This is a genomic window from Afipia sp. P52-10, assembly GCF_000516555.1.
Lineage (GTDB): Bacteria > Pseudomonadota > Alphaproteobacteria > Rhizobiales > Xanthobacteraceae > P52-10.
In genome coordinates this window covers 1399350-1425222 of sequence record NZ_AZSJ01000003.1, presented here as the reverse complement: position 1 = coordinate 1425222, position 25873 = coordinate 1399350, and the positions used below count along the sequence as shown (strand labels likewise).

Annotated in this window: 31 protein-coding genes; 9 read left to right on the top strand and 22 right to left on the bottom strand. The window is 65.7% G+C overall.

Annotation, left to right across the window (positions count from 1 at the left end; all coding sequences use genetic code 11):
* Nucleotides 1–45: 45 nt before the first annotated feature.
* From X566_RS08065 to leuC, 3 genes are all read right to left on the bottom strand, one after another.
* Nucleotides 46–774 carry a bifunctional 2-polyprenyl-6-hydroxyphenol methylase/3-demethylubiquinol 3-O-methyltransferase UbiG gene (locus tag X566_RS08065; protein WP_034465085.1) on the bottom strand — a complete coding sequence of 243 codons (729 nt, stop codon included), beginning with the start codon at nt 772–774 and terminating at the stop codon, nt 46–48.
* Nucleotides 775–878: 104 nt separating this feature from the next.
* Nucleotides 879–1082, bottom strand: coding sequence for a hypothetical protein (locus X566_RS08060; RefSeq protein ID WP_051444177.1), 204 nt, complete (start codon nt 1080–1082; stop codon nt 879–881).
* A gap of 176 nt (nt 1083–1258) precedes the next feature.
* Nucleotides 1259–2665, bottom strand: a complete 1407-nt coding sequence (gene leuC / locus X566_RS08055; RefSeq protein WP_034465082.1) for a 3-isopropylmalate dehydratase large subunit — start codon at nt 2663–2665, stop codon at nt 1259–1261.
* Between leuC and X566_RS08050 the strand changes: the two genes are divergently transcribed.
* A complete protein-coding gene (locus X566_RS08050) occupies nt 2664–2906 on the top strand; it encodes a hypothetical protein (RefSeq protein ID WP_034465080.1) in 243 nt (80 codons plus the stop codon). The genes leuC and X566_RS08050 overlap by 2 nt on opposite strands.
* Before the next feature lie 36 nt (nt 2907–2942).
* Here the strand turns inward: X566_RS08050 and X566_RS24995 are convergent, their stop codons facing one another.
* The 8 genes from X566_RS24995 to ffh all read right to left on the bottom strand — a co-directional run bounded on the left by X566_RS24995 (nt 2943) and on the right by ffh (nt 7623).
* Complete coding sequence (locus X566_RS24995; protein WP_160170456.1) at nt 2943–3083, bottom strand: hypothetical protein; 141 nt, start codon at nt 3081–3083, stop codon at nt 2943–2945.
* A gap of 87 nt (nt 3084–3170) precedes the next feature.
* Nucleotides 3171–3437: a hypothetical protein gene (locus tag X566_RS08045; protein ID WP_152539821.1), complete on the bottom strand. Its 267-nt coding sequence runs from the start codon at nt 3435–3437 to the stop codon at nt 3171–3173.
* 3 nt (nt 3438–3440) lie between these two features.
* Entirely contained in the window at nt 3441–3827 is a 387-nt protein-coding gene (rplS, locus tag X566_RS08040) for a 50S ribosomal protein L19 (protein ID WP_034468197.1), read from the bottom strand.
* Between the two features lie 213 nt (nt 3828–4040).
* The gene (trmD, locus tag X566_RS08035; protein WP_034465076.1) at nt 4041–4769 is read right to left on the bottom strand and encodes a tRNA (guanosine(37)-N1)-methyltransferase TrmD; all 729 of its coding nucleotides are present in this window, start codon (nt 4767–4769) and stop codon (nt 4041–4043) included.
* Nucleotides 4770–4846: 77 nt separating this feature from the next.
* Nucleotides 4847–5413, bottom strand: coding sequence for a ribosome maturation factor RimM (gene rimM, locus X566_RS08030; RefSeq protein ID WP_051443953.1), 567 nt, complete (start codon nt 5411–5413; stop codon nt 4847–4849).
* Nucleotides 5414–5419: 6 nt separating this feature from the next.
* Nucleotides 5420–5746, bottom strand: a complete 327-nt coding sequence (gene rpsP, locus X566_RS08025; protein ID WP_034465074.1) for a 30S ribosomal protein S16 — start codon at nt 5744–5746, stop codon at nt 5420–5422.
* 21 nt (nt 5747–5767) lie between these two features.
* The gene (locus X566_RS08020; RefSeq protein ID WP_034465072.1) at nt 5768–6067 is read right to left on the bottom strand and encodes a chorismate mutase; all 300 of its coding nucleotides are present in this window, start codon (nt 6065–6067) and stop codon (nt 5768–5770) included.
* Nucleotides 6064–7623, bottom strand: a complete 1560-nt coding sequence (gene ffh / locus X566_RS08015) for a signal recognition particle protein (RefSeq protein WP_034465070.1) — start codon at nt 7621–7623, stop codon at nt 6064–6066. The genes X566_RS08020 and ffh overlap by 4 nt, the downstream gene beginning before the upstream one ends.
* A 359-nt stretch (nt 7624–7982) precedes the next feature.
* Between ffh and X566_RS08010 the strand changes: the two genes are divergently transcribed.
* On the top strand, nt 7983–9038 hold the full coding sequence (locus X566_RS08010; protein WP_034465067.1) for an MBL fold metallo-hydrolase: 1056 nt from the start codon (nt 7983–7985) through the stop codon (nt 9036–9038).
* Nucleotides 9039–9212: 174 nt separating this feature from the next.
* Here the strand turns inward: X566_RS08010 and X566_RS08005 are convergent, their stop codons facing one another.
* Nucleotides 9213–9923: an SIMPL domain-containing protein gene (locus X566_RS08005; RefSeq protein ID WP_034465066.1), complete on the bottom strand. Its 711-nt coding sequence runs from the start codon at nt 9921–9923 to the stop codon at nt 9213–9215.
* Nucleotides 9924–9934: 11 nt separating this feature from the next.
* Complete coding sequence (locus X566_RS24280; RefSeq protein ID WP_244434778.1) at nt 9935–10690, bottom strand: GyrI-like domain-containing protein; 756 nt, start codon at nt 10688–10690, stop codon at nt 9935–9937.
* Nucleotides 10691–11044: 354 nt separating this feature from the next.
* Here X566_RS24280 and dapF point away from each other — a divergent pair, with 354 nt between their 5' ends.
* Together dapF and mtaB are read left to right on the top strand one after the other, a co-directional pair.
* Nucleotides 11045–11911, top strand: coding sequence for a diaminopimelate epimerase (gene dapF / locus X566_RS07995; RefSeq protein ID WP_034465061.1), 867 nt, complete (start codon nt 11045–11047; stop codon nt 11909–11911).
* Nucleotides 11912–11922: 11 nt separating this feature from the next.
* Nucleotides 11923–13191: a tRNA (N(6)-L-threonylcarbamoyladenosine(37)-C(2))-methylthiotransferase MtaB gene (gene mtaB, locus X566_RS07990; protein WP_034465059.1), complete on the top strand. Its 1269-nt coding sequence runs from the start codon at nt 11923–11925 to the stop codon at nt 13189–13191.
* Here mtaB and X566_RS07985 read toward each other — a convergent pair.
* Together X566_RS07985 and X566_RS25225 are read right to left on the bottom strand one after the other, a co-directional pair.
* Nucleotides 13183–13686 carry an AAA family ATPase gene (locus X566_RS07985; protein ID WP_034465056.1) on the bottom strand — a complete coding sequence of 168 codons (504 nt, stop codon included), beginning with the start codon at nt 13684–13686 and terminating at the stop codon, nt 13183–13185. The genes mtaB and X566_RS07985 overlap by 9 nt on opposite strands.
* A complete protein-coding gene (locus X566_RS25225) occupies nt 13686–14438 on the bottom strand; it encodes an RluA family pseudouridine synthase (RefSeq protein WP_034465055.1) in 753 nt (250 codons plus the stop codon). Before X566_RS25225 ends, X566_RS07985 begins: the two co-directional genes overlap by 1 nt.
* Before the next feature lie 27 nt (nt 14439–14465).
* On the opposite strand from X566_RS25225, the gene ftsY reads away from it, so the two are divergent.
* Both ftsY and X566_RS07970 read left to right on the top strand, forming a co-directional pair.
* Nucleotides 14466–15407 carry a signal recognition particle-docking protein FtsY gene (gene ftsY, locus X566_RS07975; RefSeq protein ID WP_034465053.1) on the top strand — a complete coding sequence of 314 codons (942 nt, stop codon included), beginning with the start codon at nt 14466–14468 and terminating at the stop codon, nt 15405–15407.
* 2 nt (nt 15408–15409) lie between these two features.
* A complete protein-coding gene (locus tag X566_RS07970; RefSeq protein ID WP_034465052.1) occupies nt 15410–16003 on the top strand; it encodes a septation protein A in 594 nt (197 codons plus the stop codon).
* 126 nt (nt 16004–16129) lie between these two features.
* Here the strand turns inward: X566_RS07970 and X566_RS07965 are convergent, their stop codons facing one another.
* The 6 genes from X566_RS07965 to ccmA form a co-directional block, all read right to left on the bottom strand.
* Nucleotides 16130–16528 carry a helix-hairpin-helix domain-containing protein gene (locus X566_RS07965; RefSeq protein WP_034468195.1) on the bottom strand — a complete coding sequence of 133 codons (399 nt, stop codon included), beginning with the start codon at nt 16526–16528 and terminating at the stop codon, nt 16130–16132.
* Nucleotides 16529–16672: 144 nt separating this feature from the next.
* Complete coding sequence (locus tag X566_RS07960; protein ID WP_034465049.1) at nt 16673–17275, bottom strand: DsbE family thiol:disulfide interchange protein; 603 nt, start codon at nt 17273–17275, stop codon at nt 16673–16675.
* A complete protein-coding gene (gene ccmD / locus X566_RS07955; protein WP_034465046.1) occupies nt 17272–17451 on the bottom strand; it encodes a heme exporter protein CcmD in 180 nt (59 codons plus the stop codon). Before ccmD ends, X566_RS07960 begins: the two co-directional genes overlap by 4 nt.
* Nucleotides 17452–17461: 10 nt before the next feature.
* The gene (locus X566_RS07950) at nt 17462–18193 is read right to left on the bottom strand and encodes a heme ABC transporter permease (RefSeq protein ID WP_034468194.1); all 732 of its coding nucleotides are present in this window, start codon (nt 18191–18193) and stop codon (nt 17462–17464) included.
* A gap of 94 nt (nt 18194–18287) precedes the next feature.
* Nucleotides 18288–18956 carry a heme exporter protein CcmB gene (gene ccmB / locus X566_RS07945; RefSeq protein WP_034465044.1) on the bottom strand — a complete coding sequence of 223 codons (669 nt, stop codon included), beginning with the start codon at nt 18954–18956 and terminating at the stop codon, nt 18288–18290.
* Nucleotides 18953–19570 (bottom strand): heme ABC exporter ATP-binding protein CcmA, encoded by a 618-nt coding sequence (gene ccmA / locus X566_RS07940; protein WP_034465041.1) that lies wholly within the window; start codon nt 19568–19570, stop codon nt 18953–18955. The genes ccmB and ccmA overlap by 4 nt, the downstream gene beginning before the upstream one ends.
* A gap of 451 nt (nt 19571–20021) precedes the next feature.
* Here ccmA and acnA point away from each other — a divergent pair, with 451 nt between their 5' ends.
* The 3 genes from acnA to X566_RS07925 all read left to right on the top strand — a co-directional run bounded on the left by acnA (nt 20022) and on the right by X566_RS07925 (nt 24652).
* A complete protein-coding gene (gene acnA, locus X566_RS07935; RefSeq protein ID WP_034465039.1) occupies nt 20022–22742 on the top strand; it encodes an aconitate hydratase AcnA in 2721 nt (906 codons plus the stop codon).
* 124 nt (nt 22743–22866) lie between these two features.
* Nucleotides 22867–23625 (top strand): thioredoxin family protein, encoded by a 759-nt coding sequence (locus X566_RS07930; protein ID WP_051443951.1) that lies wholly within the window; start codon nt 22867–22869, stop codon nt 23623–23625.
* Nucleotides 23626–24283: 658 nt separating this feature from the next.
* Nucleotides 24284–24652: a DUF2794 domain-containing protein gene (locus X566_RS07925; protein ID WP_034468192.1), complete on the top strand. Its 369-nt coding sequence runs from the start codon at nt 24284–24286 to the stop codon at nt 24650–24652.
* Nucleotides 24653–24858: 206 nt separating this feature from the next.
* On the opposite strand, the gene X566_RS07920 is transcribed toward X566_RS07925, so the two are convergent.
* Nucleotides 24859–25671 (bottom strand): Bax inhibitor-1/YccA family protein, encoded by an 813-nt coding sequence (locus X566_RS07920; RefSeq protein ID WP_034468191.1) that lies wholly within the window; start codon nt 25669–25671, stop codon nt 24859–24861.
* Nucleotides 25672–25873 lie beyond the last annotated feature (202 nt).

The following is a 25873-nucleotide window of genomic DNA, read 5'->3' as shown; positions in this document are numbered from 1 at the left end:
GGTTCGCCGCACGGGTCCATTCAACTGGCCGCGCGTTTGTTCCCGTCAGCAATGCGCCGCAATCAGCAGGAACATCGGCCGGTCACGGACTTCGGCCCAGTCGGGATGGGCGGTGATCTCGGCGTCGGTCGGTCCCCACTCCTCGACATGGGCGATGCTGAATCCATGCCGGATGAGCAGGTTCAAGGTGGTGCCGAGGGTGCGGTGCTGCTTGACGATGCCGGAGGTGATCCAGTCGGTGGTGCGCGGGCCCTCGACGAGATACCGGTCGAGCGGCCACACCCTCTGCCCGGTTGGGCTCGCGATCCAGTCGGGACGGCTCGGCGCCATGTAGATCGGGTGCTCGATGGAGACGACAAGGCGGCCGCCCGGTTTCAGCGCGCGATGCACCGCTGCAAGCAATCCGTCGAGGTTGACGACATAATGCAGCGCCAGCGAGCTGTAGGCGAGATCGAACGCCTGCTCCGGCAGGGCGAGCGTCTCGAGGTCGGCGCGGCGATAGGTGATGTGCGCATCGGCGGTCATCGCTTGCGCTTTCGCCAGCATGCGTTCGGAAACATCGAGGCCAAGGATATGGGCTGCGCCATGCTCGCGCGCGAAGCGGCAGAACCAGCCGAAGCCGCAGCCGAGATCGACGATCGACAGTCCCTGCAAATCCGGCAGCAGCGCGCGCATGGACGGCCACTCGGCAGCGCCCTCGAGCCCGTCGATCGAACGCGGAAACTGGCTATAGCCCGCGAAGAAGTCGGGATCGTCGTAAATATTCTGGGTCATCGCCGCCCCCTTTGCGCCTGCGTCTTTTTTCATCGCTGTGCGGGAAGAATGCGGTCGCAGCGAGGCAAGCCCGTCGGGATCGACCGGCGGCAGCCTGCCAGGTGTTAGCGCCTGCGGCCGGGGCCGGTGATGCGCCCCTCGTTCCAGGGCTTTAGCAGGTCGAGCCGCCATTGCGATTGCCGCGGCGGCGGCCAGTGGCTGAGGCGCGGCTTGTCGTCCGTCTCGACCGGAGCTGCGGGCACGGTCCATCGGCGGCGCTGGCGGGTCGCCTCGCGGATGGTATCGATCAGGGTCGGCTTCTCGGCCACGACGCGCCTCCACAGCACGGTCCGGAGACATAGCGTGCGCCTGGCTGGTTAAGAAGGCGTGCAGAAAATCGACAGGCTTTGAGTGAGGGCCGGATGTTGCCGCGCGCGGCCGGAACGACGAAGGGCGCCTTGCGGCGCCCTTCGGTGTTCGTTTGATCGATCGTGACGTGAGGCGCTCAGCGCCACTCGCGGATATCGACGAAGTGGCCGGCGATCGCCGCCGCCGCCGCCATCGCCGGCGAGACCAGGTGGGTGCGGCCCTTGAAGCCCTGGCGGCCTTCGAAGTTGCGGTTCGAGGTCGAAGCGCAGCGCTCCTCCGGCTTCAGCTTGTCCGGGTTCATCGCCAGGCACATCGAGCAGCCCGGCTCACGCCACTCGAAGCCGGCCTTGAGGAAGATCTTGTCGAGGCCTTCCGCTTCCGCCTGCTCCTTCACGAGACCCGAGCCCGGCACGATCATCGCGTTGACATTGCCGTTGACCGTCTTGCCGTTGACGATCTTCGCCACCGCCCGCAGGTCTTCGATGCGGCCGTTGGTGCACGAACCGATGAACACCCGATCGAGCTTGATGTCGGTGATCTTCGTGCCGGCGGTCAGGCCCATATAGGCGAGCGCGCGCTCCTTCGACAGACGCTTGGCCTCATCCTCGATCTTGGCCGGGTCCGGCACCGCGCCGGTGATGGAGATCACGTCCTCGGGCGAGGTGCCCCAGGTGACGATCGGCGGCAGCTTCGCCGCATCGAGGCGATACTCGGTGTCGAAATGCGCGCCGTCGTCGGAGCGCAGCGTGTCCCAGTAGCGGCGGGCCGCGTCCCAGGCCGCGCCCTTCGGCGCCTTCGGGCGATCCTTGAGGAACTCATAGGCCTTCTCGTCCGGCGCGACGAGGCCGGCGCGGGCGCCGCCTTCGATCGACATGTTGCAGACGGTCATGCGGCCTTCCATCGACATGTCGCGGAACACTTGTCCGGCATATTCCAGCACATGGCCGGTGCCGCCCGCAGTGCCGATCTCGCCGATGATGGCCAGGATCACGTCCTTCGCCGTCACGCCCTCCGGCAGCTTGCCGTCGACCGTGAAGCGCATGTTCTTGGCCTTCGACTGGATCAGCGTCTGCGTCGCCAGCACATGCTCGACCTCGGAGGTGCCGATGCCGTGCGCCAGCGCGCCGAACGCGCCATGCGTCGAGGTGTGGCTGTCGCCGCAGACGATGGTGGTGCCGGGCAGGGTGAAGCCCTGCTCGGGGCCGATGATGTGGACGATGCCCTGCCGCTTGTCGAACTCGTTGTAGTACTCGATGCCGAAGTCGCGTGCGTTCTCGGCGAGCGTCTTGATCTGCTCGGCGGATTCCGGATCGGGATTGGGCTTCGTGCGGTCGGTGGTCGGCACGTTGTGATCGACGACGGCGAGGGTCTTCTCCGGCGCGCGCACCTTGCGGCCCGAGGAGCGCAGGCCTTCGAACGCCTGCGGCGACGTCACCTCATGCACGAGGTGGCGATCGATGTAGAGCAGGCAGGTGCCGTCCGGCTGTTCGTCGACCAGGTGGTCGTTCCAGATTTTGTCGTAGAGCGTGGTGGGTGCGGACATGGTGTGCGGTCTCGAGAATGAAAGAGAATTGACTGGCGTGAATTCAAAGGTCGCGCGCGGCGGCAAGCGGCCGCGCCACTCACGCCGTAAGCAGCGCGGTGGTGGTCAGCCGTCCGAAGAAACGCCAGGGCAGGCGGCGGTGGTCATCGAGGATGACACGCACGCGCCGCGGACCGGCGAGGATGGGGCTATCTGGAACCATTCCACTTTCTATCACAGCGGTTGGTTTCCCGACAATTGAGCCAAACGAGGCCCGGCCATTCGGGTTCGGCTGATTTCAGCGATCGGCGTCGGGCCCCAGCACCAGGTCGAGGGGGTGCGTTGCCAGCGCCGCTGCGGTCTGGTGGGCAGCCGCAGCGTTCTCCGCGACGAGAGAGAGGGTCGTGGTGGCCAGCGGTTCGCGGATCACGGTCCGCATCAGGCTCGTGCCGCCGAGCTTCAGTTCGATGGTCTTGCCGACATGTTTGCGCGTAAAGGCCGCAAGCGCCCGGCGGCCCGGGTTCAGTCAGGCGAATCGAGACGATATCGGTATTGCCGGCATCGCATGGGCTTCGGCGACCGCGATACGTTCCCGGAGGATCAGCGGCTCGGCGACAAGGGATTGGGCGACAAGGGGTTGGGCGACAAGGGGCTCGGCAATAAGAGGCGGAGCGATGAGAGGCTGGATCGCCCCGGTCATCGCCAGCCCAACAACGAATGCCAGAACGGCCGCCGGCCCGACGCGGGCCAAGGCGGCGATGCGGCGAGGCCGGAATGGCATCGCCGCAGACATGGCTCAGGCTTCAGCCGCGGCCGGAGCCTGCTTGTCCTGCTTCTCGACGATGCGGGCGGATTTGCCGCGACGGCCGCGCAGGTAATACAGCTTGGCGCGACGGACCTTGCCCTTGCGCACCACCTTGATGCTGTCGATCATCGGCGAATAGATCGGGAAAACACGCTCGACGCCTTCGCCGTACGAGATCTTGCGGACGGTGAAGCTCTCGTTCAGGCCGCCGCCGGAACGGCCGATGCAAACGCCTTCATAGGCCTGCACGCGTGTCCGCTCGCCTTCCTTCACCTTGACGTTGACGATCACGGTGTCGCCCGGGCCGAAGGAAGGGATTTCCTTGCCAGCGGACAGTTTCTCGACCTGCTCTTTTTCGAGCGTCTGAATCAGGTTCATCTGAATCTCCATCGGCGGCGCGCCTTGAGGCTGCGCGAACGTCGTCGTCCTGCTTGCAGAGCACTTTCAGGCGAAGCGAAACCGGCTCCGCGGTCAGAAAATGCTCTTTGTGATATCTGCGCGCATTCCGGGCGCAAACCGGTATCCACTTTTGCTGAATGCGCGCCGAAGCGGATTGGCTGGGCGCTCCTATAAGGGATTGTGGCGCGCTTGTCACCCGTCTGTCGCGTTTTTTGGTCGCTTCGGGGCCCCTTGGGTTAAGCCTTTTTTCGCCCAGAGATCCGGCCTGCGGGCCCGGGTCAGCCGTTCCGCCTCGGCCTGGCGCCAGGCCGCGACCTTGCCGTGGTCGCCGGAGGTCAGGACGTCGGGGATGGCTAGGCCTTCGAACACCTGCGGGCGTGTGTACTGCGGATATTCCAGCAGGCCGTCGGAAAAACTCTCGGAATCCGAGGAGGTTACGTTGCCCATGACGCCTGGCAGCAGCCGCACGCAGGCGTCGATCAGGACCAGCGCGCCGAGTTCCCCGCCTGACAGCACGTAATCGCCGATCGAGACCTCCTCAAGTTGACGGGCGTCGATCACGCGCTGGTCGAGCCCCTCGAACCGGCCGCAGACGATGATCGGTCCCGGTCCGGCGGCGAGTTCGATCACCCGCGCCTGCGTCAGCGGCGTGCCGCGCGGGCTCATCAGCAATCGTGGCCGTCCCGCCAGCGGCGTGACCGCGTCGAAGGCGCGGGCGGTGACGTCGGCGCGCAGCACCATGCCGGCACCGCCTCCGGCCGGCGTGTCATCGACGCTGCGGTGGCGGTCGGTGGCCGAATCGCGAATGTCCCGCGTCTCCAGCGCCCACAGGCCGCCGGCGAGGGCCTTGCCGGCGAGGCTGACGCCGAGGGGGCCGGGAAACATGTCTGGAAACAGGGTGAGGACGGTCGCGGTCCACATGGTCAATCGTCCGCTGGCGTGGTCGGCAACAGGGCTGCTGCGTTGCGGGTCAGAATACGCGCAGTTGCCCGGTCTTGTTAGCCATCCTGGGCGTGATCGTCCGGGGACGAGGCGTGGCCGCGGTCGTCGCCGTCGATTTCGCCCGGCGGGACGACGATCGCGCGACCCGCCTTCACGTCCACCGTCGGCACCACCGCGTTCGAGAACGGCAGCAGCAGCGAGTCGCCCCCCTCGTCGCTGGCGATCTCGATGATGTCGCCGGCGCCGAAATTGTGAACTGCAACGATGCGGCCGAGCCGGATTTCGTCGGCCGTGACGGCCGCAAGCCCGATCAGATCGGCGTGGTAGAACTCGTCGTCCTCGACCGGCGGCAGCTTGTCGCGCGCCACGTAAAGCTCGAGGCCGTTGAGGCGTTCGGCGTCGGTGCGCGTCGTCACGCCTTTGATGCGGGCGACGAGATGGTCCTTCGCCGCACGCGCAGCCTCGATTTCGAAGCGGCGCGTGCCGTCCTGCGATTCAAGCGGACCGTAGGATGTGACGGCGAGCGGCTCTTCCGTGAAGGGCCAGAGCCTGATCTCGCCACGCACGCCGTGGGCGGCGCCGAATTTCGCCACGCAGATGCGTGTGCCCACGGCCTCGCTCATCGATGGTTACGCTGCCGCGCCTTCGGTCTTGCCGCGTTCCTTGCGCGGGATCGCCTTCTGCGGGTTGTTGCGCGGGGTGCGCTTGGCGACGCCGGCGGCATCGAGGAAACGCATCACGCGGTCCGACGGCTGCGCGCCCTTGGCCATCCAGGCTTTCACCTTCTCGAGGTCGAGCCGCAGGCGCAGCTCGTTGTCCTTCGGCAGCAGCGGGTTGAAGAAACCGAGACGCTCGATGAAGCGGCCATCGCGCGGAAAACGCGAGTCGGCGACGACGACGTGGTAGAACGGGCGCTTCTTGGTGCCTGCGCGAGCGAGGCGGATCACAACGGACATTGGACTTCCTTTCTTGAGAGTTCAGCTGGCGTTCTTGCCGATGATTTCGTGGTGACGAATGACTTCCCGCACGATGAATGCGAGGAATTTCTCTGCGAATTCCGGGTCGAGCTGGGCATCCTCCGCGAGCGCGCGCAGCCGCGCGATCTGCTTTGCCTCCCGTGCCGGATCAGCGGGCGGCAGCTTGTGCTTGGCTTTCAGGATGCCGACCTCGCGCGTGCACTTGAAGCGCTCGGCCAGCAGGTGAATCAGCGCGGCATCGATGTTGTCGATGCTGCCGCGCAGGCGCAGCAGTTCGGGAGGCAGGGTCGATGTGGTCATCGCTTCTTCTCAGGTCCCTTCGGCAAGCCGGGAAAGCCGCCAAGACCCGGCAGCTTGTTGCCGAGACCGGGCAGGCCCGGCAGTCCACCCGGCGGCAACGCGCCGCCCGGAAAATCCTTCGGCAGGCCGGGCAATCCGCCGGCGCCTTGCGGTAAGCCGCCGGGCATCTTCTCGGCGAGTTCTTTCATCTGCTCGGGCGAGGGCATGCCGCCGCCGAAGCCCATCATGTTGCCGAGCGCGGCCATCGGCCCGCGCTTGCCCTGACCCATGGCCTTCATCATGTCGGCCATGTTCCGGTGCATCTTCAAGAGCTTGTTGATCTCCTCGACCTTCACGCCGGAGCCGGCGGAAATCCGCTTCTTGCGGCTGTTCTTGAGCAGGTCGGGATTGCGCCGCTCCTCGCGGGTCATCGAATCGATCACCGCGATCTGCCGCTTCAGGATCTTGTCGTCGAGGTTCGCGGAGGCGAGCTGGTTCTTCATCTTGGCGATGCCGGGCAGCATGCCCATCAGTCCGCCAAGTCCGCCCATCTTCTGCATCTGCGTGAGCTGGTCGCGCATGTCGGCCAAGTCGAACTTGCCCTTGCGCATCTTCTCGGCGACGCGCGCGGCCTTCTCCGCATCGATGTTGGCGGCGGCTTTCTCGACCAGCGACACCACGTCGCCCATGCCGAGAATGCGGCCGGCGATCCGGCCCGGATGAAAATCTTCCAGCGCGTCGGTCTTTTCGCCGGTTCCGATCAGCTTGATCGGCTTGCCGGTGACCGAACGCATCGACAGCGCCGCGCCGCCGCGGCCGTCGCCATCGACGCGGGTGAGCACGATGCCGGTGAGGCCGACGCGTTCGTTGAACGAGCGCGCGAGGTTGACGGCGTCCTGACCGGTCAGCGAGTCGGCGACCAGCAGCACTTCATGCGGATTGGCGGCGGCTTTCACCTCCGCCGCTTCCGCCATCATCGCTTCGTCGAGGGTGGTGCGGCCTGCGGTATCGAGCAGCACAACATCGTGACCGCCGAGCTTGGCGGCCTGCAGCGCGCGCAGCGCGATCTGCGGCGGCGTCTGGCCCTGCATGATCGGCAGCGTCTCGACATCGATGTCGCGGCCGAGCACGGCGAGCTGTTCCATCGCCGCCGGGCGGCGGGTGTCGAGGGAGGCCATCAGCACCTTGCGCTTGTCACGATCGGTGAGGCGGCGGGCCAGTTTCGCGGTGGTGGTGGTTTTGCCGGAGCCCTGCAGGCCAACCATCATGATGGCGATCGGCGCAGGCGCATTGAGATCGATGGTCTGGCTGTCGGAGCCGAGCGTCTCCACGAGCTGGTCGTGGACGATCTTGACCACCATCTGGCCCGGCGTCACCGACTTGACGACCGTGGCGCCGATCGCTTGTTCGCGCACCTTCTCGGTGAAGGAGCGCACCACGTCGAGCGCCACGTCCGCTTCCAGCAGCGCCCGGCGCACTTCGCGCATCGCGGCATCGACGTCGGCCTCGGTGAGCGCGCCGCGGCGCGTCAGCCGGTCGAGAATGCCGCCAAGCCTTTCCGACAGATTGTCGAACACGTCCTGCTTCCTGCTGCTTGCGCCCGCGGGTGTCCGCCGGGATCAAGGTGACCAAACCAAACACGTTTGCGCCCGAGGGCGCATCGCGCTGTCGGGCGTTGACCTCCGGCCTCCAGGACCGGTCGGCGGATCAAAAAGGCGAACCTTTTCGAGAAGTGGCAGGACTTAAAGCGGCCGCAGCGGGAAAAGTCAAGGAATTCAGGGTCGCAGACCCGGGGTTCGGGACGGGGTCCGCCGGTGCGGCTGTGCCGCTTTGTCGCTGAAATCTTTGTGAGAATTCATCCGCCGGGGTTTAAATGGACTGGCAGGTTCCCGCCGGGTTCCTACCTTGATCCATCGTCCCTGCATCCGCCCGCCCGATGCCGTTATCCCGCCGCCGCGTTTTCACCGTCCTTGCCGGTTTGGCTGCCGCCACCGGCGCTTCAGCCTTCTGGTCCGCCTCCATGCGCAACTACTCCGGTCCCGTGTCGGACCACTTCGATGGTGCCCGGTTCTTCGATCCGGATGGGGCACCGCCCAAGAACTTCAGCGACCTGTGGCGCTGGCAGCGTGAGGGGGGCCGTGCGGTCTGGCCCGTCTGGGCGCCGTCGCCGTTCTCCGATACGCCGCCGCAACGGGTTTTGAGCGGCATCCGCTTTTCCTTCGTCGGCCATGCCTCCTGGCTGATCCAGGCCGCCGGGCTCAACATCCTGGTCGATCCGGTGTGGTCGGAGCGGGCCTCGCCATTCTCGTTCGCCGGGCCGAAGCGGGTCAACGATCCGGGGATTCCCTTCGGCAAGCTGCCGCCGATCGATGCGGTGCTGGTGTCGCATGGGCACTACGATCATCTCGACGTCGCCACGCTGTCAAAGCTGCGGGCGGCGTTCGGGCCGCGCGTCATCACCCCGCTCGGCAACGATGCCGCGATGACGGCTTACGACGCGGCGATCCGGGCCGAGGCGTTCGACTGGGGCGATCGCGTGGTGCTCAGCGATGCGATGGCGGTGACGCTGGTGCCGACGCGGCACTGGTCGGCGCGCGGTCTTCTCGATCGCAACAAGGCGCTGTGGGCGAGCTTCGTGCTGGAGACGCCTGCGGGGAAAATCTACATCGTCTGCGATTCGGGCTATGGCAGCGGCGTCCACTTCCGCCGCGTGCGCGAGCAGCACGGGCCGTTGCGGGCGGCGATCCTGCCGATCGGCGCTTACGAGCCGCGCTGGTTCATGCGCGACCAGCACATGAATCCCGAAGACGCGGTGCAGGCGCTGGCCGATTGCGGCGCCGAGTTGGCGCTGGCGCATCATCACGGCACGTTCCAGCTCACCAACGAGGCGATCGATGCGCCGGCTGTGGCGCTTGCCGCGGCCCTGAAGGCCGCGAGCGTGCCGAGCGAAAAATTCCTGGTGCTGCAGCCGGGCGAGGTGTTTGCGATTTAGCCAGGTTTGAGGGCCAGCGGTGGCTCCACCAACAACGTCGTCATTCCAGGATGCGCGATTTATCGCGCAGGCCCGGAATCCATACGCCCTGCGGTGGTTATGGATTCCCGGCTCGCTCGCTTTGCTCGCGCCCCGGAATGACAGCTCGCTTTGGGCTACGTGCTATCGAATAACTTACGGCGTGGCGCTCTTCAGCTCGTAGGAGACCTGCACCGTGACGCGCAGGGTTTCTTCGCCGGGTGACACCGGCGCGCCCTGGGCATCGGCCTTGTAGGATGCGCGCATCATCGGCACTGGTCCGCCCGAGCCTTCTTCACTGATGCTGAGCGGCGCTCCGAGCCGCACATTGGCGGCCTTCGCATAGACCTCTGCCTTGCGCCGGGCGTCCTCGATCGCCTTGCCGCGGGCATCGTCGAGCAGTTGCGACTGCTTGGAGACGATGAACGCGATTCCGCCGATGTCGTTCGCGCCGGCGGAGACCAGCGTGTCGATGGTGCTGGCAACCTTCGAGACGTCGCGGATGCGCACGCTGACGCGGTTGCTGGCCTGGTAGCCGACGATCGGCGAACGCACGCCGGGGCGTGGCGGCGCGCTTTGCGGAATCAGCGACAGACGCGAGGTCTGGATGTCGGCGGCGGCGATGCCGGCCGCCTTCAGCGCCGTCATCACCTCATTCATCGCCTTGTTGTTGGCCTCGCTCGCCTCGCGTGCGGTCTTGGCCTCGGAGGTCACGCCCCCCTCGATCTGCGCGAGATCGGGGGCGACCGAGATGGTCGCTTCGCCGGACACCGAAATCGCCGGCGGCGGAAGCTGGCTTTGCTGTGCCAGTGCCGAACTGCTGGCGGCGGCCACGGCGGCGAGGGTCAGGGCAGTGCGATACATCATGCGGGGCAAGCTCACTTCAGGGGCACGTAGACGTTGATGACGAGTTTGTCTTCCGCCGTGGTCAGCGGATCGGTGGTGTACTCCTCGATGAAGGAGTCCTTCGCCTCCAGTCGCTTCTCGTCGAGGTGGTTGGTGATCGCTTCATAGGTGTTGTCCATGTTGTCATACGAGCCACGATGGACGAACTTCAGCGCCTTGCCCTCGGGCGATTTGCCGCTGGTGATGTCCTTGCCGAGCGGCTTGGCGGGCGCTTCGGCGACCGGCAGTTCGGCCTGGAAGACGAAGCCGGTGTCGTCGGTCGAGGTATAGACGACCAGCGCCGGGCCTGCGGCCTTCAGGTTCTGCTTGTCGAGCGCGCCCTGCAGGGCTTTCAGCGTGTTGGTGATGGTTTCGAACGCGTTGTCCCAGGTCGCGTTGCCCTTCATCATGACCACGGTCTTCGCCGTCAGCGTCAGTTCCTCGCCGAACGGGTCGGCGGTCTGCACGGTGGGCTCCGCGGGCGGAGCGGCTTGCGCCGGGGTCTGCGGAGCGGGTGGGGTCTGAGGGTTCGCCGGCGCCTGGCTCGCGGCGGGTGTCTGCGCGGGGGCGGGGGCCTGTGCAGCCGGCGCCGCAGACGGGGACGTTGCCGGGTTCGCGGCGGGCGGGGTGGCTTGCGCAGGTGTCGAAGCCGCTGGCGGCGTTGCCGGTGCCGGATTTGCGGGTGGTGCTGCCGGGGCCGTGCTTGCGGGAGGCGTTGCCGGCGTCTGGGCGAGGCTCGATCCGACCATCGCCGCCGACAGCAGCAGGGCCAAAAGGGGGCTCGAATCGAGCCGGCCGCCATTCCCCAGAAGCCGCGACGGGCGAAGCGCGAGGCGGATCATCAAACTCTCCATAGCTTACAGACCTTACGGCTCAAAGGCCTTATGGTTGAAGGCCTTGCGAACGCAAGATTCGGGTCCCGGCGCTCACGTGTATCACAGCGTTCGCCGCTTGGTCTCACCGCAAATGATTGTCAGCGATCATGGATGTTTGAAGGCGGGATGCGTGCGCGGTGCGCGTGTTCCGTATGCAGGCGGCGGCATGCGAGGCTGGAAATGCGACGGCCTTTCCGCCATATAACCCCGGACGAAAGAGTCCGGATCATGAGCGCCCTCGCGAATCAGAGCTTTGCCAAGATGAACGGCGTCGGCAACGAGATCGTTGTCGTCGATCTGCGCGCGGCGCCGGTCGACATCAGCGCCGGCGAGGCCAGGGCGATCGCCGCGGGGGTGCCGTATGACCAATTGATGGTGCTCTATCCGCCGCGCGTCGATGGCACGGCGGCATTCATCCGCATCCTCAACAATGACGGCTCGGAGTCCGGCGCCTGTGGCAACGGCATGCGCTGTGTCGCACGGCAGATGTTCGCGGCCAGCGGCGAGACGGCCCTGACGTTCGAGACGCGGGCAGGCCTGTTGAATTGCTGGACGGGCGATGCGCCGGAGACCTTCACGGTCGACATGGGCAAGCCGCGGCTCGGCTGGCAGGAGATTCCGCTCGCCGAGGAATTCCGCGACACCCGCGCGATCGAATTGCAGATCGGGCCGATCGATGCGCCGGTGCTGCACACGCCGTCCGTGGTCAACATGGGCAATCCGCACGCGATCTTCTGGGTCGAGGATGTGCATGCCTATGACCTCGGCCGGTTCGGGCCGCTGCTGGAGAACCATCCGATCTTCCCGGAACGGGCCAACATCACGCTGGCGCAGATCGCAAGCCGCGACCGCATCGTCATCCGCACCTGGGAGCGCGGTGCCGGTCTCACCAAGGCCTGCGGCTCGGCCGCCTGCGCGACGGCGGTGGCGGCGGCAAGGCTGCGGCGCGCCGACCGCACGGTCACGATCGCGACGCCCGGCGGCGATCTCGTCATCGCCTGGCGCGAGAGCGACGATCATGTGCTGATGACCGGCCCGGCCGAGCTGGAATACGAGAGCCGTTTCGATCCGGCGCTGTTCGCCAGCGTCGCCTGAGGGCGGCTGCCGTGAGCGTCGATGTCATCACCTTTGGCTGCCGCCTAAATGCCTATGAGTCGGAGATCGTCCGGCGGCAGGCCGAGCGCGCGGGGCTCGGCGAGACCGTCGTCGTCAACACCTGCGCGGTCACCAACGAAGCCGTCGCGCAGGCGCGGCAGTCGATCCGCAAGCTGAAGCGCGAGCGGCCCGGCGCGCGCATCGTCGTCACCGGCTGCGCGGCGCAGACCGAGCCCGACATGTTCGCCGCGATGGCGGAGGTCGATCGCGTGCTCGGCAACGACGAGAAGTTGCGTGCGGAGGCGTGGCGTGATGCGCGGGTGACGTTCGATCGCGCGCCGTTCGGCCTGGCGCAGGAGCAGAAGGTCGCGGTCGCCGATATCATGGCGGTCACCGAAATGGCGCCGCATCTGGTGGAAGGCTTCCAGCGCGGATTGCCGCGCGCCTTCGTGCAGATCCAGAACGGCTGCGACCATCGCTGCACCTTCTGCATCATTCCCTATGGCCGCGGCAATTCGCGCTCGGTGCCGATGGGAGCGGTGGTCAATCAGGTGCGCGCGCTGGTCGAGGGCGGGCATGCGGAGATCGTGCTCACCGGCGTCGATCTGACGAGCTACGGCGCCGATCTTCCGGGCACGCCGAAACTTGGCGCGCTGGTGCGACAGATTCTGCGACATGTACCGGAGCTGCAACGGCTGCGCCTGTCCTCGATCGATTCGGTCGAGGTGGACCGCGACCTGCTCGATGTCATCGCCAGCGACGCGCGGCTGATGCCGCATCTGCACCTGTCGCTGCAGGCGGGCGACGATCTGATCCTCAAGCGCATGAAGCGGCGACACAGCCGCGCCGATGCGATTGAGTTCTGCGAGCTGGTGCGGCGGCTGCGGCCGGATATTGCCTTCGGGGCCGATATCATCGCCGGCTTCCCGACCGAAACGGAGGAGATGTTCGCGCGCTCGCTCGATCTGGTCGAGCAATGCGGGCTGACGTTCCTGCATGTGTTTCCCTATTCGGCGCGGCCCGGCACGCCCGCGGCGCGCATGCCGCAGGTGAAGGGCGAGGTGATCAAACAGCGCGCCCGCCGTTTGCGCGAGGCTGGTGATCGCGCGTTGCGGACGCGTCTGGCGGCTGATGTCGGTGCCGCGCGCGCAGTGCTGATCGAGAGCGCGACTCAGGGGCGCACCGAGCATTTCCTGCCGGTCGCGGTCGAAGGCTTTGCGCCGGGCACGGTGCAGATGTTGACCATGCGCGGCCACGACGGCGCGCGGCTGTCAGCCTGACGCGACCCGAGCGATCGTTCGAAGAATCTCGTCGGCAGTCGTCTCGACAGGTTGGCGCGTGTCGATCTCGTGATCGGCGGATTCACGCAGCAGCGGCTCGACACTGGCGATGAGGCTGACGACCTTCCGGCGTTCCTCCGTCGTCTGACCATAGCCGCTCGAGGATCGGGCTGCGAGCCGTTCCATGATCGTCGCCAAGGGCGCGGACAGCAGGATGATGCGATCGATCAGGGGAAACAGCCGATGCATGTTTTCGGCGCAGCCGCCGATAAACAAGTTTCCGTCCGGCGGCGTGGAAAGGAGCGCGTGGACGCGCTCCTCGCGCCATACCCAGTCCCGTCCTTCGGCAGGGGTCAGGGTGTCGGAAGGATCGGCAACGATCCATTCGGACCATTGCGGCGTATCGAGGTCATGAGCCTGGTGGCCCCGCGCGGCCAGTTCGCTGATCACGGCGGATTTTCCGGTGCCGGACATGCCGGTGATCAACACACGCATCACGGCGCGCCTGGTTCGGACGACGCGATCCAGCCGCAGGCGGTGAGCCGGTCGCGCATATGGGCGGGCACCGGCGCGCAGACCCGGACCGGCGGCTTGTTCTTCGACAGTGGCACGGTGATCTCGCGGGCATGCAGATGCAGCTTGGGTTCGCCGTCGCGCGGGCCGCTGCCATAGATGCTGTCGCCGACGATCGGCCAGCCCATCGCCGCGCAATGCACGCGCAACTGGTGCGTGCGGCCGGTGATCGGTTCCAGGGCCAGCCATGTCAGCGCGACCGTGCCCGCGCTGCGTCCGAGCACGGTCCAGTTCGTCGTCGCGGGCAGGCCGTTCGGGTCCGGCTTCTGCCACCAGCCGCGTTCCTCGCTCAGCCGACCGAGCGGAACGTCGATCACGCCGCTGTCGGCGTCGGGGCCGCCTTCCACCACCGCCCAATAGGTCTTGGAGATCTTGTTGTGCTTGAACAGAAGTCCGAGCGAGGCAGTCGCCTTGCGATGGCGTCCGAGAATGAGGCAACCGGAGGTGTCGCGGTCCAGCCGATGCGCCAGCACCGGCGGGCGCGGCAGGCCGAAGCGCAGCGCATCGAAATAGTCTTCCAGCGCCGCGCCGCTCTTGTCGCGGCTGTTGCGCGGCCCGCGATGCACCGGAATGCCCGACGGCTTGTCGATGATCAGCATCAGCCCGTCGCGGTGGAGCACGCGCGCGACAATATCGAGCGGGCCTGTTCCCGGTTCATTCGCAGCTTTCGTCATGATGCCGAAACGGCTATCACACCCCTCATGAGCAATACAGACGATCAACCGAAACAAAGCTGGTGGCGCAGGCTGTCGAGCGGGCTGAAACGGACCTCGAGTTCGATCGGCCAGGCCGTTGCCGATCTCGTCACCAAGCGCAAGCTCGACCGCGCCATGGTCGAGGACATGGAAGACGTGCTGCTGCGCGCCGATCTCGGCACCGAGGTCGCCGCACGCATCGCCGCCGCCGTCGGTGAAGGCCGCTATGATAAGGCGATCTCGCCGGACGAGGTGAAGGCGGTGGTGGCGTCCGAGGTCGAGACGGTGCTGGCGCCGGTCGCGCAGCCGCTCGTCATAGATCCTGCGCGCAAGCCGTTCGTGATCCTCGTCGTCGGCGTCAACGGTTCGGGCAAGACCACGACGATCGGCAAGCTGGCATCGCGCTTCCGCAGCGAAGGCCGCAAGGTGATGCTGGCCGCGGGCGACACCTTCCGCGCCGCTGCGATCGAGCAATTGAAGATCTGGGGCGAGCGCACCGGCGCGCCGGTGGTGGCGCGGGCGCATGGCGCCGATGCCGCGGGTCTCGCCTTCGACGCGCTGACCGCCGCCAAGGCGGACGGGACCGACGTGCTGCTGGTCGATACCGCGGGGCGGCTGCAGAACAAGGCCGAGCTGATGAACGAGCTGGAGAAGGTCGTCCGCGTCATGAAGAAGGTGGATGCGGACGCGCCGCATGCGGTGCTGCTGGTGCTCGACGCCACCGTCGGCCAGAACGCGTTGTCGCAGGTCGAGGCGTTTCACAAGACCGCGGGCGTCACCGGCCTGGTCATGACCAAGCTGGACGGCACCGCGCGCGGCGGCATCCTGGTGGCGCTGTCGGCGAAGTTCAAGCTGCCGGTGCATTTCATCGGTGTCGGCGAAGGTGTCGACGACCTGGCGCCGTTCACCGCGCGCGACTTCGCCCGTGCGATCGCAGGACTGGAGTAACCATGGACAAGGCCGCGCCGCATCCGCTGTTCAAGCTCGCGACCGAACTCGGGCCGCTGATCGTGTTCTTCGCCGCCAATGCGAAGTTCGATCTGTTCGTGGCGACCGGCGCGTTCATGGTCGCGATTGTCGTGTCGATCATCGTCTCCTACGCCGTCGTGCGGCATGTGCCGCTGATGGCGCTGGTGTCGGCGGCGATCGTGCTGGTGTTCGGCGGCCTCACGCTGTTCCTGCACAACGAGACCTTCATCAAGATGAAGCCGACCATCATCTATGGCCTGTTCGGCCTGGTGCTCGGCGGCGGCCTGTTGTTCGGCAAGTCCTTCATCGCCATCATGTTCGACCAGATGTTCAACCTGACGCCTGCGGGCTGGCGCGCGCTGACGCTGCGCTGGGCGCTGTTCTTCGTCGCGATGGCGGTGTTGAACGAGGCGATCTGGCGGACGCAGTCGACCGACTTCTGGGTGGCGTTCAAGGCGTTCGGCGCAGTGCCGATCACCGCCGTCTTCGCCATGCTGCAGATGCCGCTGATCAACCGCCACAGCATCGCGCCGGCGAGTGCCGAGGCGAGCGACGCCACCCGCGGCGACGTGTGAGCAGCCCGCGTCCGCGTCTCATCAAGCGAGCAAGGTCGACAGTAGAAGTGACAACGCGCCGGTGAGCAAGCACCGGCGCGCTGTGGTTTGACGCGGAACGCGGACGCAAACAGGGATCGGCTGCGATCAGCCCTTCTGATGGGCGACGATCTTGTCCTTGATGTCTTTGTAGACGTTCTCGGGGATGATCTTCTTGCTCACCAGCTCGTCCTTGCCCTTGTAGGGGCGGCCCTTGATGATCGCTTCCGAACGCGCCTTGGCGATGCCCGGCAGCATCGAAAGCTGCTCCTCGGTCGCGTGATTGATGTCGATCAGCTCCTGCTTCGCATGCGCGGCAGGCGATGCCTTGCCGGTGGTCGCAGGGGCCATCTTGTTGCTGGCAGGCGCGGTGGCGGTGGGCGCGGCTGCTGGCGGCGGCGCCATCTTCTGCTGCGTGCTGGTGGCCGGTGCTGGCGTCTGGGCCAGCAGCGGGGTCGCTGCGACGAGGCCGATAGCGGTGAGTGCTGCAAGCGTGAAGTGACGCATGTATTGTCCCTCCAAAAAGACAATCGTTGCTACCGTCACGATGACGGTCATCCCGATGTAAGAAGCGCTTCGTGGCGGACCAATGGCCGGCAAATGAACGGCAGATAAACGCTGGAAATTATTTTTTGACCCGTTCCGGCACGCTCAGGGCGTGCCGCGCAACGCTTTCTCGATTTCGACCTTCAGCACCGTCTCGACATTGGCCGGCGTGATCGGACCGATCAGCTTATAGGATATTTTTCCGTCGCGGCCGACGACGAAGGTTTCCGGCACGCCGTAGACACCCCACTCGATCGAGGCGCGGCCATTGGCGTCGACGCCGACGGCGGTGAACGGATTGCCGTAGCGGCCGAGAAAGCGGCGGGCGTTGTCGGTGGCGTCCTTGTAGTTGATGCCGATGATCTGGAAGCGCTTGTCCGCGCTCAAGGTATGCAGGAGCGGCGCTTCGTCGTGACACGGCACGCACCACGACGCCCAGACGTTGACGACGCTGACCTTGCCCCGCAGCGTTTCGGGGGCGATGCCGGGAATGTCGCGGCCGCCGTCCGCCAGGCCGGCGAGAGCGGGCAACGTCGTTTGCGGCGCGGGCCGGCCGATCAGCGCGGAGGGAATCGTCGCGGGATCGCCGGAGCCGAGCCGTTGATAGAACAGCGCGGCGAGGCCCACGAACACCAGCAGCGGCAGCAGCGTCAGCCAGCGGCGGCGCGTTCCCTTCGGTCCATCGGTGCGGGGTTCGGTGGCGGTCATGCGGCGGGCGGCGTCTGGCGGGCGGAGCGGCGCGTCACGCCCTTGGCTTCGAGGTCGCGCAGCAGCGCCTTCTGCCGCCGGTGGTCGGCCAACACCCAGCCGATCAAGCCCGCCACGACGAGAATCGCGATCGCGTAGGCAGCAACGATGAAGGCGGCGTGAGGACCGAGGGTCATGGGTGTTCCGTCACGCTTGCGTCGAGGCTTGCATCAGCCGCAGCGTTCGCACGCGCCGCCGGAGAATCTCGTTGCGCATGGCCGCCAGGTGCAGGGTCAGGAACAGGAGCGAGAACGCCAGCGCCATGATCAGCAGCGGCACCAGCAGCGAGGGATGGATGGTCGGGCCGCCGATGCGGATCACGGACGCGGGCTGGTGCAGCGTGTTCCACCAGTCGACGGAGAACTTGATGATCGGCAGGTTGAGCGCGCCGACGAGCGTCAGGATCGCCGCTGCCCGTGCCGCGCGCGTCGGATCATCCACCGCGCGCCACAACGCCATGATGCCGAGATACATCAGGAACAGGATCAGCACCGAGGTCAGCCGTGCGTCCCACTCCCAGTAGGTGCCCCACATCGGCCGGCCCCATAACGACCCGGTGACGAGGGCGAGAAAGGTGAAGGCCGCGCCGATCGGCGCTGCGGCCTTGGCGGCGACGTCGGCGAGCGGATGCTTCCACACCAGCGTTCCCAGCGCCGCGACGCTCATCACGCCCCAGACGAACATGGCAAGCCAGGCGCTCGGGACGTGAATGAACATGATCTTCACGGTCGCACCCTGCTGGTAGTCGTCGGGAGCCGCGAACAGCGATTGCTGCAGCCCGATCGCCAGCAGAATGGCCGTCGCGCCCGTAAACCAGGGCAGCAGACGTTCCGCGAAGCGCAGGAAGCGCGTAGGGTTGGCGAGATCGATGAGGCTCATGGCTTCCTGATAGTGGCGCGGCGATGCGCGCGCAATCGGGCGCATTCGCCGTGGAACTCACATTCATGCGACACGGCGTTGCAGGAACGGCGCATCAATCGAGCCCCTGTCGCAGGCTGGCGGCGGCCGCGAACGGCGCGACGGCGAGGCCGAACAGCGAGAGCGCACAGAGCAGCGAGAACGGCGCACCGAAGACGGACTGCCCGTTGGCGGCCGCGTTCGCGGCGATGACGCCGAAGATCAGCGTTGGAATCGACAGCGGCAGCACCAGCACAGGCAGCAGCAGCCCGCCGCGCCGCAGCGTCACCGCGAGCGCCGCGCCGATCATGCCGGTCAGCGTCAGGGCTGGCGTTCCCGCAAGCAAGGTCAGCGCCACCCCCAGCATGGCGTCGCCGTCGAGATTCAGCATCAGCCCGAGCAGCGGCGAGGCGACGATCAGCGGCAGGCCGGAGGCGATCCAGTGGGCCAGCGCTTTGGCCACGCAGGTCAGCTCCAGCGGCGTGCGGCTCATCAGCAGGAGATCGAGCGAGCCGTCCTCATGGTCGGCCGCAAACAGACGGTCGAGGGTCAACAGGCTTGCCAGCAGTGCGCCAAGCCACAGCACGGCAGGGCCGATGCGCTTCAGCAGCGCGATGTCGGGGCCGACGGCGAACGGCATCAGCACGACCACGCTCAGAAAGAACAAGACGCCGATCAGCGCACCGCCGCCGACGCGCCAGGCGATGCGAATGTCGCGCCGGATCAGAGCCGCGAGCGCGGTCATGCGGCGCCTCCGGCCGGATCACCGATGCGCAGTTCGCGTGCTGGAATGCCGAGCGGATCGTGGGTGGCGGCGACGATCAGGCCGCCGGCTTGCAGATGCCGGCTCATCACGCCGGCGAGCAGCGCCTGGCCGTCGCTGTCGAGGGCCGAGGTCGGTTCATCCAGCAGCCAGACCGGCCGGGTCACGCAAACGAGGCGGGCGATGCCGAGCCGCCGCCGCTGACCGGCTGAGAGGTAGGATGCGGGCAGATCGATCAGGTGGGCGATCCCTGCAATCTCCAGGCTCGCCGCGAGCGGCGAAACCGCGGCGCCCCCGAGGTAGTCCTGCCAGAAGGCGAGGTTTTCCAGCACGCTCAGCGAGGGCTTCAGCGCGTCGCGATGCCCCAGCAGGTGGCACTGCTCGGCCAGCGTGCGCTCGCCGTCGCCGCCGTCGAGCCGGATGGTGCCGCGGGGGATTGCCAACAGGCCGGCGATCTGGCGCAGCAGCGACGATTTGCCGGCGCCGTTGCGTCCGGTCACGGCCAGCGCCTCTCCGGCATCGACGGCGAAGCTGAGCGCGGTGAACACCTCGCGCTCGCCGCGGACACATGTCAGATCGCTGCCCGAAAGCCGCATCGCCTCTCCCTGCCTTGCGCGCCTTCTAGAGCGTTTTCGCGCGAAGTGGAAACCGGTTCGCATGAAGAAAACGCGTCAAAACAAGAATCTAGAGCTTTGGGTCTGATTCGATCAGAATCAAAAATGCTCCAGGCAGGTAGATGAAAAGTGGAAACCGGATTTCGGCCTGGCACCGGGATCATGCCAACCGAAAGACGACAGAGAGACAAAACGGGGAGGCCGGTTTCGCGAACCGGCGGGGGCCGGACACAATGCCGCGTGGAGGTCCGAAACAATCTCCAACTGCATTCCAGAAAAGACGTTTGCAGATGTGGCGGCGAGTTTAAAAAGATTATAAACCGGCACCGGATCGCGCCCGCGAATCCGACCGAAATGCTCTCCGACGTCCTGCCTCGCAGGTGTTTAGATACCTTTAACCAAGGCGTCTATCAGGCTCAATTGGGATCCTCACATGACCTCGCTCGACAGTTTCAAGTGCCGCAAAACCCTCAAGGTTGGTGGCAAGACCTACGTTTATTACAGCCTGCCGGCGGCGGAGAAGAACGGTCTGAAGGGCATCTCGAAGCTGCCGTTCTCGATGAAGGTGCTGCTCGAGAATCTGCTGCGCCATGAGGACGGCCGCACGGTCAAGAAGCAGGACATCGTTGCGGTCTCGAAGTGGCTGAAGACCCGCAAGCTGGAGCATGAAGTCGCGTTCCGCCCGGCGCGGGTGCTGATGCAGGACTTCACCGGCGTTCCGGCGGTGGTCGATCTCGCCGCGATGCGCAACGCGATGCAGGCGCTGGGCGGTGACGCCGAGAAGATCAACCCGCTGGTTCCGGTCGATCTCGTCATCGACCACTCGGTGATCGTCAACTTCTTCGGCGACAACGCGGCGTTCAAGAAGAACGTCACCGAGGAATACAAGCAGAACCAGGAGCGCTACGAGTTCCTCAAGTGGGGCCAGCGCGCGTTCTCGAACTTCTCCGTGGTGCCGCCGGGCACCGGCATCTGCCATCAGGTCAACCTCGAATACCTGGCGCAGACGGTCTGGACCAAGAAGGAGAAGATGACGGTCGGCAGGAAGACCGGCACCTTCGAGGTGGCGTATCCGGACACGCTGGTCGGCACCGACTCGCACACCACCATGGTCAACGGCCTCGCCGTGCTCGGCTGGGGTGTCGGCGGCATCGAGGCGGAAGCTGCGATGCTCGGACAGCCGCTGTCGATGCTGCTGCCGGAGGTGATCGGCTTCAAGCTCAAGGGTCAGCTCAAGGAAGGCGTCACCGCCACCGACCTCGTGCTCACCGTCACCCAGATGCTGCGCAAGAAGGGCGTGGTCGGCAAGTTCGTCGAGTTCTTCGGCCCGGGTCTCGATTACCTGTCGGTCGCCGACAAGGCCACCATCGGCAACATGGCGCCTGAATATGGCGCGACCTGCGGCTTTTTCCCGGTCGACAAGGAAACGGTTGATTACCTGAAGACCTCGGGCCGTGCGGCCGCGCGCGTTGCGCTCGTCACCAAATATGCCAAGGCGCAGGGCATGTTCCGCACCTCGGCGACCAAGGACCCGGTGTTCACCGAGACGCTGACGCTCGATCTCGCCGATGTGGTGCCGTCGCTCGCCGGTCCGAAGCGCCCCGAGGGCCGCGTCGCACTGCCGAGCGTGGCGGAGGGCTTCGCCAGCGCGATGGAGACCGAATACAAGAAGGCGATGGAGCAGTCGAAGCGCTTCGCCGTCGAAGGCAAGTCGTATGAGCTCGGCCACGGCAACGTGGTGCTCGCGGCGATCACCTCCTGCACCAACACTTCGAACCCGAGCGTGCTGATCGGCGCGGGCCTGCTCGCCCGCAACGCCGCGGCCAAGGGCCTGAAGGCGAAGCCGTGGGTGAAGACCTCGCTCGCTCCGGGCAGCCAGGTGGTCGCCGAGTATCTCGACAATTCGGGTCTGCAGAAGGATCTCGACAAGGTCGGCTTCAATCTCGTCGGCTTCGGCTGCACCACCTGCATCGGCAACTCCGGCCCGCTGCCGGAAGAGATTTCGAAGTCGATCAACGACAACGGCATCATCGCCGCGGCGGTGCTGTCGGGTAACCGCAACTTCGAAGGCCGCGTCTCGCCGGACGTGCAGGCGAACTATCTCGCCTCGCCGCCGCTGGTCGTCGCCTACGCGCTGGCCGGCAGCGTCACCACCAACCTCGCCAGCGAGCCGCTCGGCACCGGCAAGGACGGCAAGCCGGTGTACCTGAAAGACATCTGGCCGACCTCGAAGGAAATCAACGCCTTCATCAAGAAGTTCGTCACCTCGAAGGTGTTCAAGAAGCGCTATGCCGACGTGTTCAAGGGCGATCCGAACTGGCGTCGGATCAAGACCACCGACAGCGAGACCTATCGCTGGAACATGAGCTCGACCTACGTGCAGAACCCGCCGTACTTCGAGGGCATCAAGAAGGAGCCGGAGCCGGTGACCGACATCGTCGAGGCGCGCATCCTGGCGCTGTTCGGCGACAAGATCACCACCGACCACATCTCGCCCGCGGGCTCGATCAAGCTGACCTCGCCGGCCGGCAAGTATCTGTCGGAGCGGCAGGTGCGGCCCGCCGACTTCAACCAGTACGGCACGCGCCGCGGCAACCACGAAGTGATGATGCGCGGCACCTTCGCCAATATCCGCATCAAGAACTTCATGCTGAAGGGCGCCGACGGCAACATCCCGGAGGGCGGCCTCACCAAGCACTGGCCGGACGGCGAGCAGATGACGATCTACGACGCCGCGATGAAGTATCAGGAAGAGAAGGTGCCGTTGGTCGTGTTCGCCGGCGCCGAGTACGGCAACGGTTCGTCGCGTGACTGGGCCGCCAAGGGCACACGCCTGCTCGGCGTGCGCGCCGTGGTGTGCCAGAGCTTCGAGCGCATCCATCGCTCGAACCTCGTCGGCATGGGCGTGTTGCCGCTGACCTTCGAGGAAGGCACTTCGTGGCAGTCGCTCGGCCTGAAGGGCGACGAGAAGGTGACGATTCGCGGCCTGCAGGGCGACCTGAAGCCGCGGCAGACGCTGTCGGCGGAAATCGTCTCCAGCGACGGCAATCTGAAGCGGGTTCCGCTGCTGTGCCGCATCGACACGCTCGATGAGCTGGAATACTTCCGCAACGGCGGCATTCTGCATTACGTTCTGCGTCAGCTCGCGGCCTGATCGGTTCGTGTCGCGGTACAACCGTCTCACTGCCATGTGAGATGCCAGTGATTAAAAGGCGGCCTATGAGTGAGGCCGCCTTTTCGCTAAATGAATCGGGCGAGACGCCGCGATGTATGGAGCAATGCGAAGCGAATTCCCGCAATACAAAGAACGAACAGGGCTCTCTGTCGCCATTGCCGCAGTAGGTCTGTTTTTTGCGACGCAAGCTTCGGCGCAGACCCGCGCAGTCGTCGAGCTGTTCACCTCGCAAGGATGCTCGTCGTGTCCGGAAGCGGACAGGTTGCTGGGCGAGATCGCGAAGGATCCGACCGTGGTCGCCGTCAGCCTGCCGATCGACTACTGGGATTATCTTGGCTGGAAGGACACGCTGGCCGATCCGAAATTCACCGCGCGGCAGAAAGCGTATTCGAAGGCCCGCGGCGACCGGCAGGTCTATACGCCGCAGATCGTCGTCAACGGCAAGCTGCATGCGCTCGGCAGCGATCGCGCGGGGATCGAGCAGGCGATCAAGGACAGTACCGGTAAGTCCGGTGTGATGTCCGTCCCGGTCAAGGTGGCGGTTGCAAACGGACAGATCGGCATTTCGGTCCCGGATGCGCCGGCGGGCGTTCATCCCGGCGAGGTCTGGATCAGCGCGATCGCCAAGGCGATGCCGGTGTCGATTGCCCGTGGCGAGAACAAGGGCAAGGAAGTCATCTACCACAACGTCGTGCGCAACTGGCTGAAGGTCGGCGACTGGACCGGCAAGTCGGCGAGTTGGACCGTGCCGATCGAGAATCTCTCGGGGCAGGGGGTTGATGGCGCGGTGGTCTATGTGCAGGAAGGCAGCCGCGAGAAGCCGGGTGCCATGCTCGGCGCGAGCTACGCCACCCTGCGCTGAGCCGGACAGCGCTCCTCCATCCAGGCTTTCGATAGTCCTGTTGGTGCGGTCCGTTGTGATGCGGGTCGATTGATCGTCGGAGCTGCCCAAGCGCTTCGGTCTTCACGGTCTCACCACGCGTTTTCGAAAGCCTGTCCCGGACTTGATCCGGAATGGAAACCAATTCGCGTGACGAAAACGCGTCAAAACGAGAATCGAGAGCTTTGGCTCTGATTCGATCAGAACATGCTCGCGCTTTGCGTGATAACAGCGGCTGCGAAGGTCGTGGTGCTACGCGGCGGCCCCGCCAAATCCAAAGCGCCAGCCCCAAAACGGGAAGTCCGAAAGCTCAGGCCAACAAAAAAGGCCAACTTGCGTTGGCCTGTTTGTCTTCGGAGGTTCGTCTCTCTGCGAAACAGGCCCGGTCCTTTCAATCCCGGGGGGCTGGGGGCTGAGGAATCCAGGACCAGAAGAACCGGGCCAACGCAGAGATTGTTGTATCGCAAGCCAGGGCGGCGCGGGGTTGGCCGAAATTTGGCATGATTATGGTTTGGCTAACGTTTCCGTGACGATCTGCATCGATCCGCACAACGATAATTTTCACACGCCTGTCACCTAGCGCTTGCGGATGGTGGTCTGCGGCGCGATCATGCTTGCCGATGAAGCGAGGAGGCGCCGCATGAGCCTGATGCCCGGCGATGGTGAGCCCAGCGAGAGCCGGGGAGCGGAGCGCGTTTCGCCTGCTGCCGCTCCCGGACGGGTCACCTTCAATCGTTTCGAACTCAATCGGATTCTCAACCTTTATGGCCGGCAGGTTGCGGCCGGCGAGTGGCGCGACTACGCGATCGACTTCCTGAAGGACCGCGCGGTGTTCTCGATCTTCCGCCGCTCCTCGGAGATGCCGCTCTACCGGATCGAGAAGAACCCGCGGCTGGCGCGCAAGCAGGGCGCCTACAGCGTCATCTCGGCGACCGGCCATATCCTGCGGCGCGGCCACGAACTGGACCGCGTGCTGCTGGTGATCGACCGCAAGCTGTCTTTGGTCTGATCGCGCTGATCGCGTCGCCCGGATCGCTGCCATGCGAGAACGGCGAAGGCGGAAGGCAGGCGGAAGGCGAGAGGATCTGGCCATCTGCGCCACGGCCGCCCAGCATCCGCACGCCGGCATGACAGGCTGGATGACGGACATCGACCGGCCAGCAAAAACCCCGGCCTCGCGGCCGGGGTTCGGTTGGTCTCGGATCGGCTTGGCGCTTACTCGCGCTGGCCGAGGAGCTGCATCAGCAGCGTGAACAGGTTGATGAAGTTCAGGTACAGCGAGAGCGCACCCATGATCGCCGAACGCTCGGCAACGTCGCCTTCGCCGGCATAGCCGTAGATGTACTCGTTCTTCAGCCGCTGGGTATCCCAGGCGGTCAGGCCCGCGAACACCAGCACGCCCACCACCGACACCACGAACTGCAGCATCGACGAGGCCAGGAAGATGTTGACCAGGCTCGCGATGATGACGCCGAACAGGCCCATGATCAGGAACGAGCCCATGCCGGTCAGGTCACGCTGGGTGGTATAGCCGTACAGGCTGAGCGCACCGAACGAAGCCGCCGTGATGAAGAACACGCGCACGATCGAGGTGTGCGTGTACACCAGGAAGATCGACGACAACGAGATGCCCATCAGCGCCGCGAAGGCCCAGAACAGCATCTGCGCCGTTGCCGGCTTCAGCCGCTGGATGCCGAACGAGATGGCGAACACCATGACCAGCGGGGCCAGGATGAACAGCCACTTCAGCGGGCTGGCGAACATCGCGTAGCCGAACGGGGTCAGGTACTGGCCGCTCTTCAGCGCCAGAGCCGCCCCGGAGGCGTTCTTGACGGCGGAGGCGGCATCACCGGTCACGGCGAACATATAGACGCCGAGCGCGGCGAAGCCGGTGATGGCGAGGCCGATCACCATGTAGTTGTAGATGCGCAGCATGTAGGCCCGCAGACCGGCATCGACGGTCGCGGCATCCGCGCGGGTGGCAGCCCGGCCGAAAGGAGATGCGTAGTTACGGTCCAAGTCCGACATGGTCGAAACCTCGAAGGTTGTCCGGCAGGCCGCGAAGGGCTCGTGCCGCCGGCTCGTCATTATTCCCGGATGCCACCGGTCCGCGAGCCTGTTCGGGCTGCATTTCGAGTGGCCTCCGACCCGAAGAAGATGTGGGAAACTAACACATTCGCTGCAACGGTCTACGCGCGGCTGAATGTCGCTAGAGCCCGATTCCGCTGCT

Coding starts and splice junctions, on each gene's coding strand:
- ccmB (WP_034465044.1), bottom strand. CDS start 18,956: ATGACCGCGCTCGCGGCTCTGATCCGGCGCGACATTCGCATCGCCTGG.
- dapF (WP_034465061.1), top strand. CDS start 11,045: ATGAGCGCCCTCGCGAATCAGAGCTTTGCCAAGATGAACGGCGTCGGC.
- X566_RS25225 (WP_034465055.1), bottom strand. CDS start 14,438: ATGACGAAAGCTGCGAATGAACCGGGAACAGGCCCGCTCGATATTGTC.
- X566_RS08045 (WP_152539821.1), bottom strand. CDS start 3,437: ATGTCTGCGGCGATGCCATTCCGGCCTCGCCGCATCGCCGCCTTGGCC.
- ftsY (WP_034465053.1), top strand. CDS start 14,466: ATGAGCAATACAGACGATCAACCGAAACAAAGCTGGTGGCGCAGGCTG.
- ccmD (WP_034465046.1), bottom strand. CDS start 17,451: ATGACCCTCGGTCCTCACGCCGCCTTCATCGTTGCTGCCTACGCGATC.
- X566_RS24995 (WP_160170456.1), bottom strand. CDS start 3,083: ATGCGGACCGTGATCCGCGAACCGCTGGCCACCACGACCCTCTCTCTC.
- X566_RS07950 (WP_034468194.1), bottom strand. CDS start 18,193: ATGAGCCTCATCGATCTCGCCAACCCTACGCGCTTCCTGCGCTTCGCG.
- leuC (WP_034465082.1), bottom strand. CDS start 2,665: ATGTCCGCACCCACCACGCTCTACGACAAAATCTGGAACGACCACCTG.
- X566_RS24280 (WP_244434778.1), bottom strand. CDS start 10,690: ATGGTCGGATCGAGCCTCGCCCAGACGCCGGCAACGCCTCCCGCAAGC.
- ccmA (WP_034465041.1), bottom strand. CDS start 19,570: ATGCGGCTTTCGGGCAGCGATCTGACATGTGTCCGCGGCGAGCGCGAG.
- rimM (WP_051443953.1), bottom strand. CDS start 5,413: ATGAGCGAGGCCGTGGGCACACGCATCTGCGTGGCGAAATTCGGCGCC.
- X566_RS08020 (WP_034465072.1), bottom strand. CDS start 6,067: ATGACCACATCGACCCTGCCTCCCGAACTGCTGCGCCTGCGCGGCAGC.
- X566_RS07925 (WP_034468192.1), top strand. CDS start 24,284: ATGAGCCTGATGCCCGGCGATGGTGAGCCCAGCGAGAGCCGGGGAGCG.
- X566_RS07930 (WP_051443951.1), top strand. CDS start 22,867: ATGCGAAGCGAATTCCCGCAATACAAAGAACGAACAGGGCTCTCTGTC.
- trmD (WP_034465076.1), bottom strand. CDS start 4,769: ATGTGGACCGCGACCGTCCTCACCCTGTTTCCAGACATGTTTCCCGGC.
- acnA (WP_034465039.1), top strand. CDS start 20,022: ATGACCTCGCTCGACAGTTTCAAGTGCCGCAAAACCCTCAAGGTTGGT.
- X566_RS07970 (WP_034465052.1), top strand. CDS start 15,410: ATGGACAAGGCCGCGCCGCATCCGCTGTTCAAGCTCGCGACCGAACTC.
- X566_RS07960 (WP_034465049.1), bottom strand. CDS start 17,275: ATGACCGCCACCGAACCCCGCACCGATGGACCGAAGGGAACGCGCCGC.
- X566_RS07920 (WP_034468191.1), bottom strand. CDS start 25,671: ATGTCGGACTTGGACCGTAACTACGCATCTCCTTTCGGCCGGGCTGCC.
- X566_RS08010 (WP_034465067.1), top strand. CDS start 7,983: ATGCCGTTATCCCGCCGCCGCGTTTTCACCGTCCTTGCCGGTTTGGCT.
- X566_RS08050 (WP_034465080.1), top strand. CDS start 2,664: ATGGTGTGCGGTCTCGAGAATGAAAGAGAATTGACTGGCGTGAATTCA.
- X566_RS08065 (WP_034465085.1), bottom strand. CDS start 774: ATGACCCAGAATATTTACGACGATCCCGACTTCTTCGCGGGCTATAGC.
- X566_RS07965 (WP_034468195.1), bottom strand. CDS start 16,528: ATGCGTCACTTCACGCTTGCAGCACTCACCGCTATCGGCCTCGTCGCA.
- X566_RS07985 (WP_034465056.1), bottom strand. CDS start 13,686: ATGCGTGTGTTGATCACCGGCATGTCCGGCACCGGAAAATCCGCCGTG.
- rplS (WP_034468197.1), bottom strand. CDS start 3,827: ATGAACCTGATTCAGACGCTCGAAAAAGAGCAGGTCGAGAAACTGTCC.
- X566_RS08005 (WP_034465066.1), bottom strand. CDS start 9,923: ATGATGTATCGCACTGCCCTGACCCTCGCCGCCGTGGCCGCCGCCAGC.
- rpsP (WP_034465074.1), bottom strand. CDS start 5,746: ATGTCCGTTGTGATCCGCCTCGCTCGCGCAGGCACCAAGAAGCGCCCG.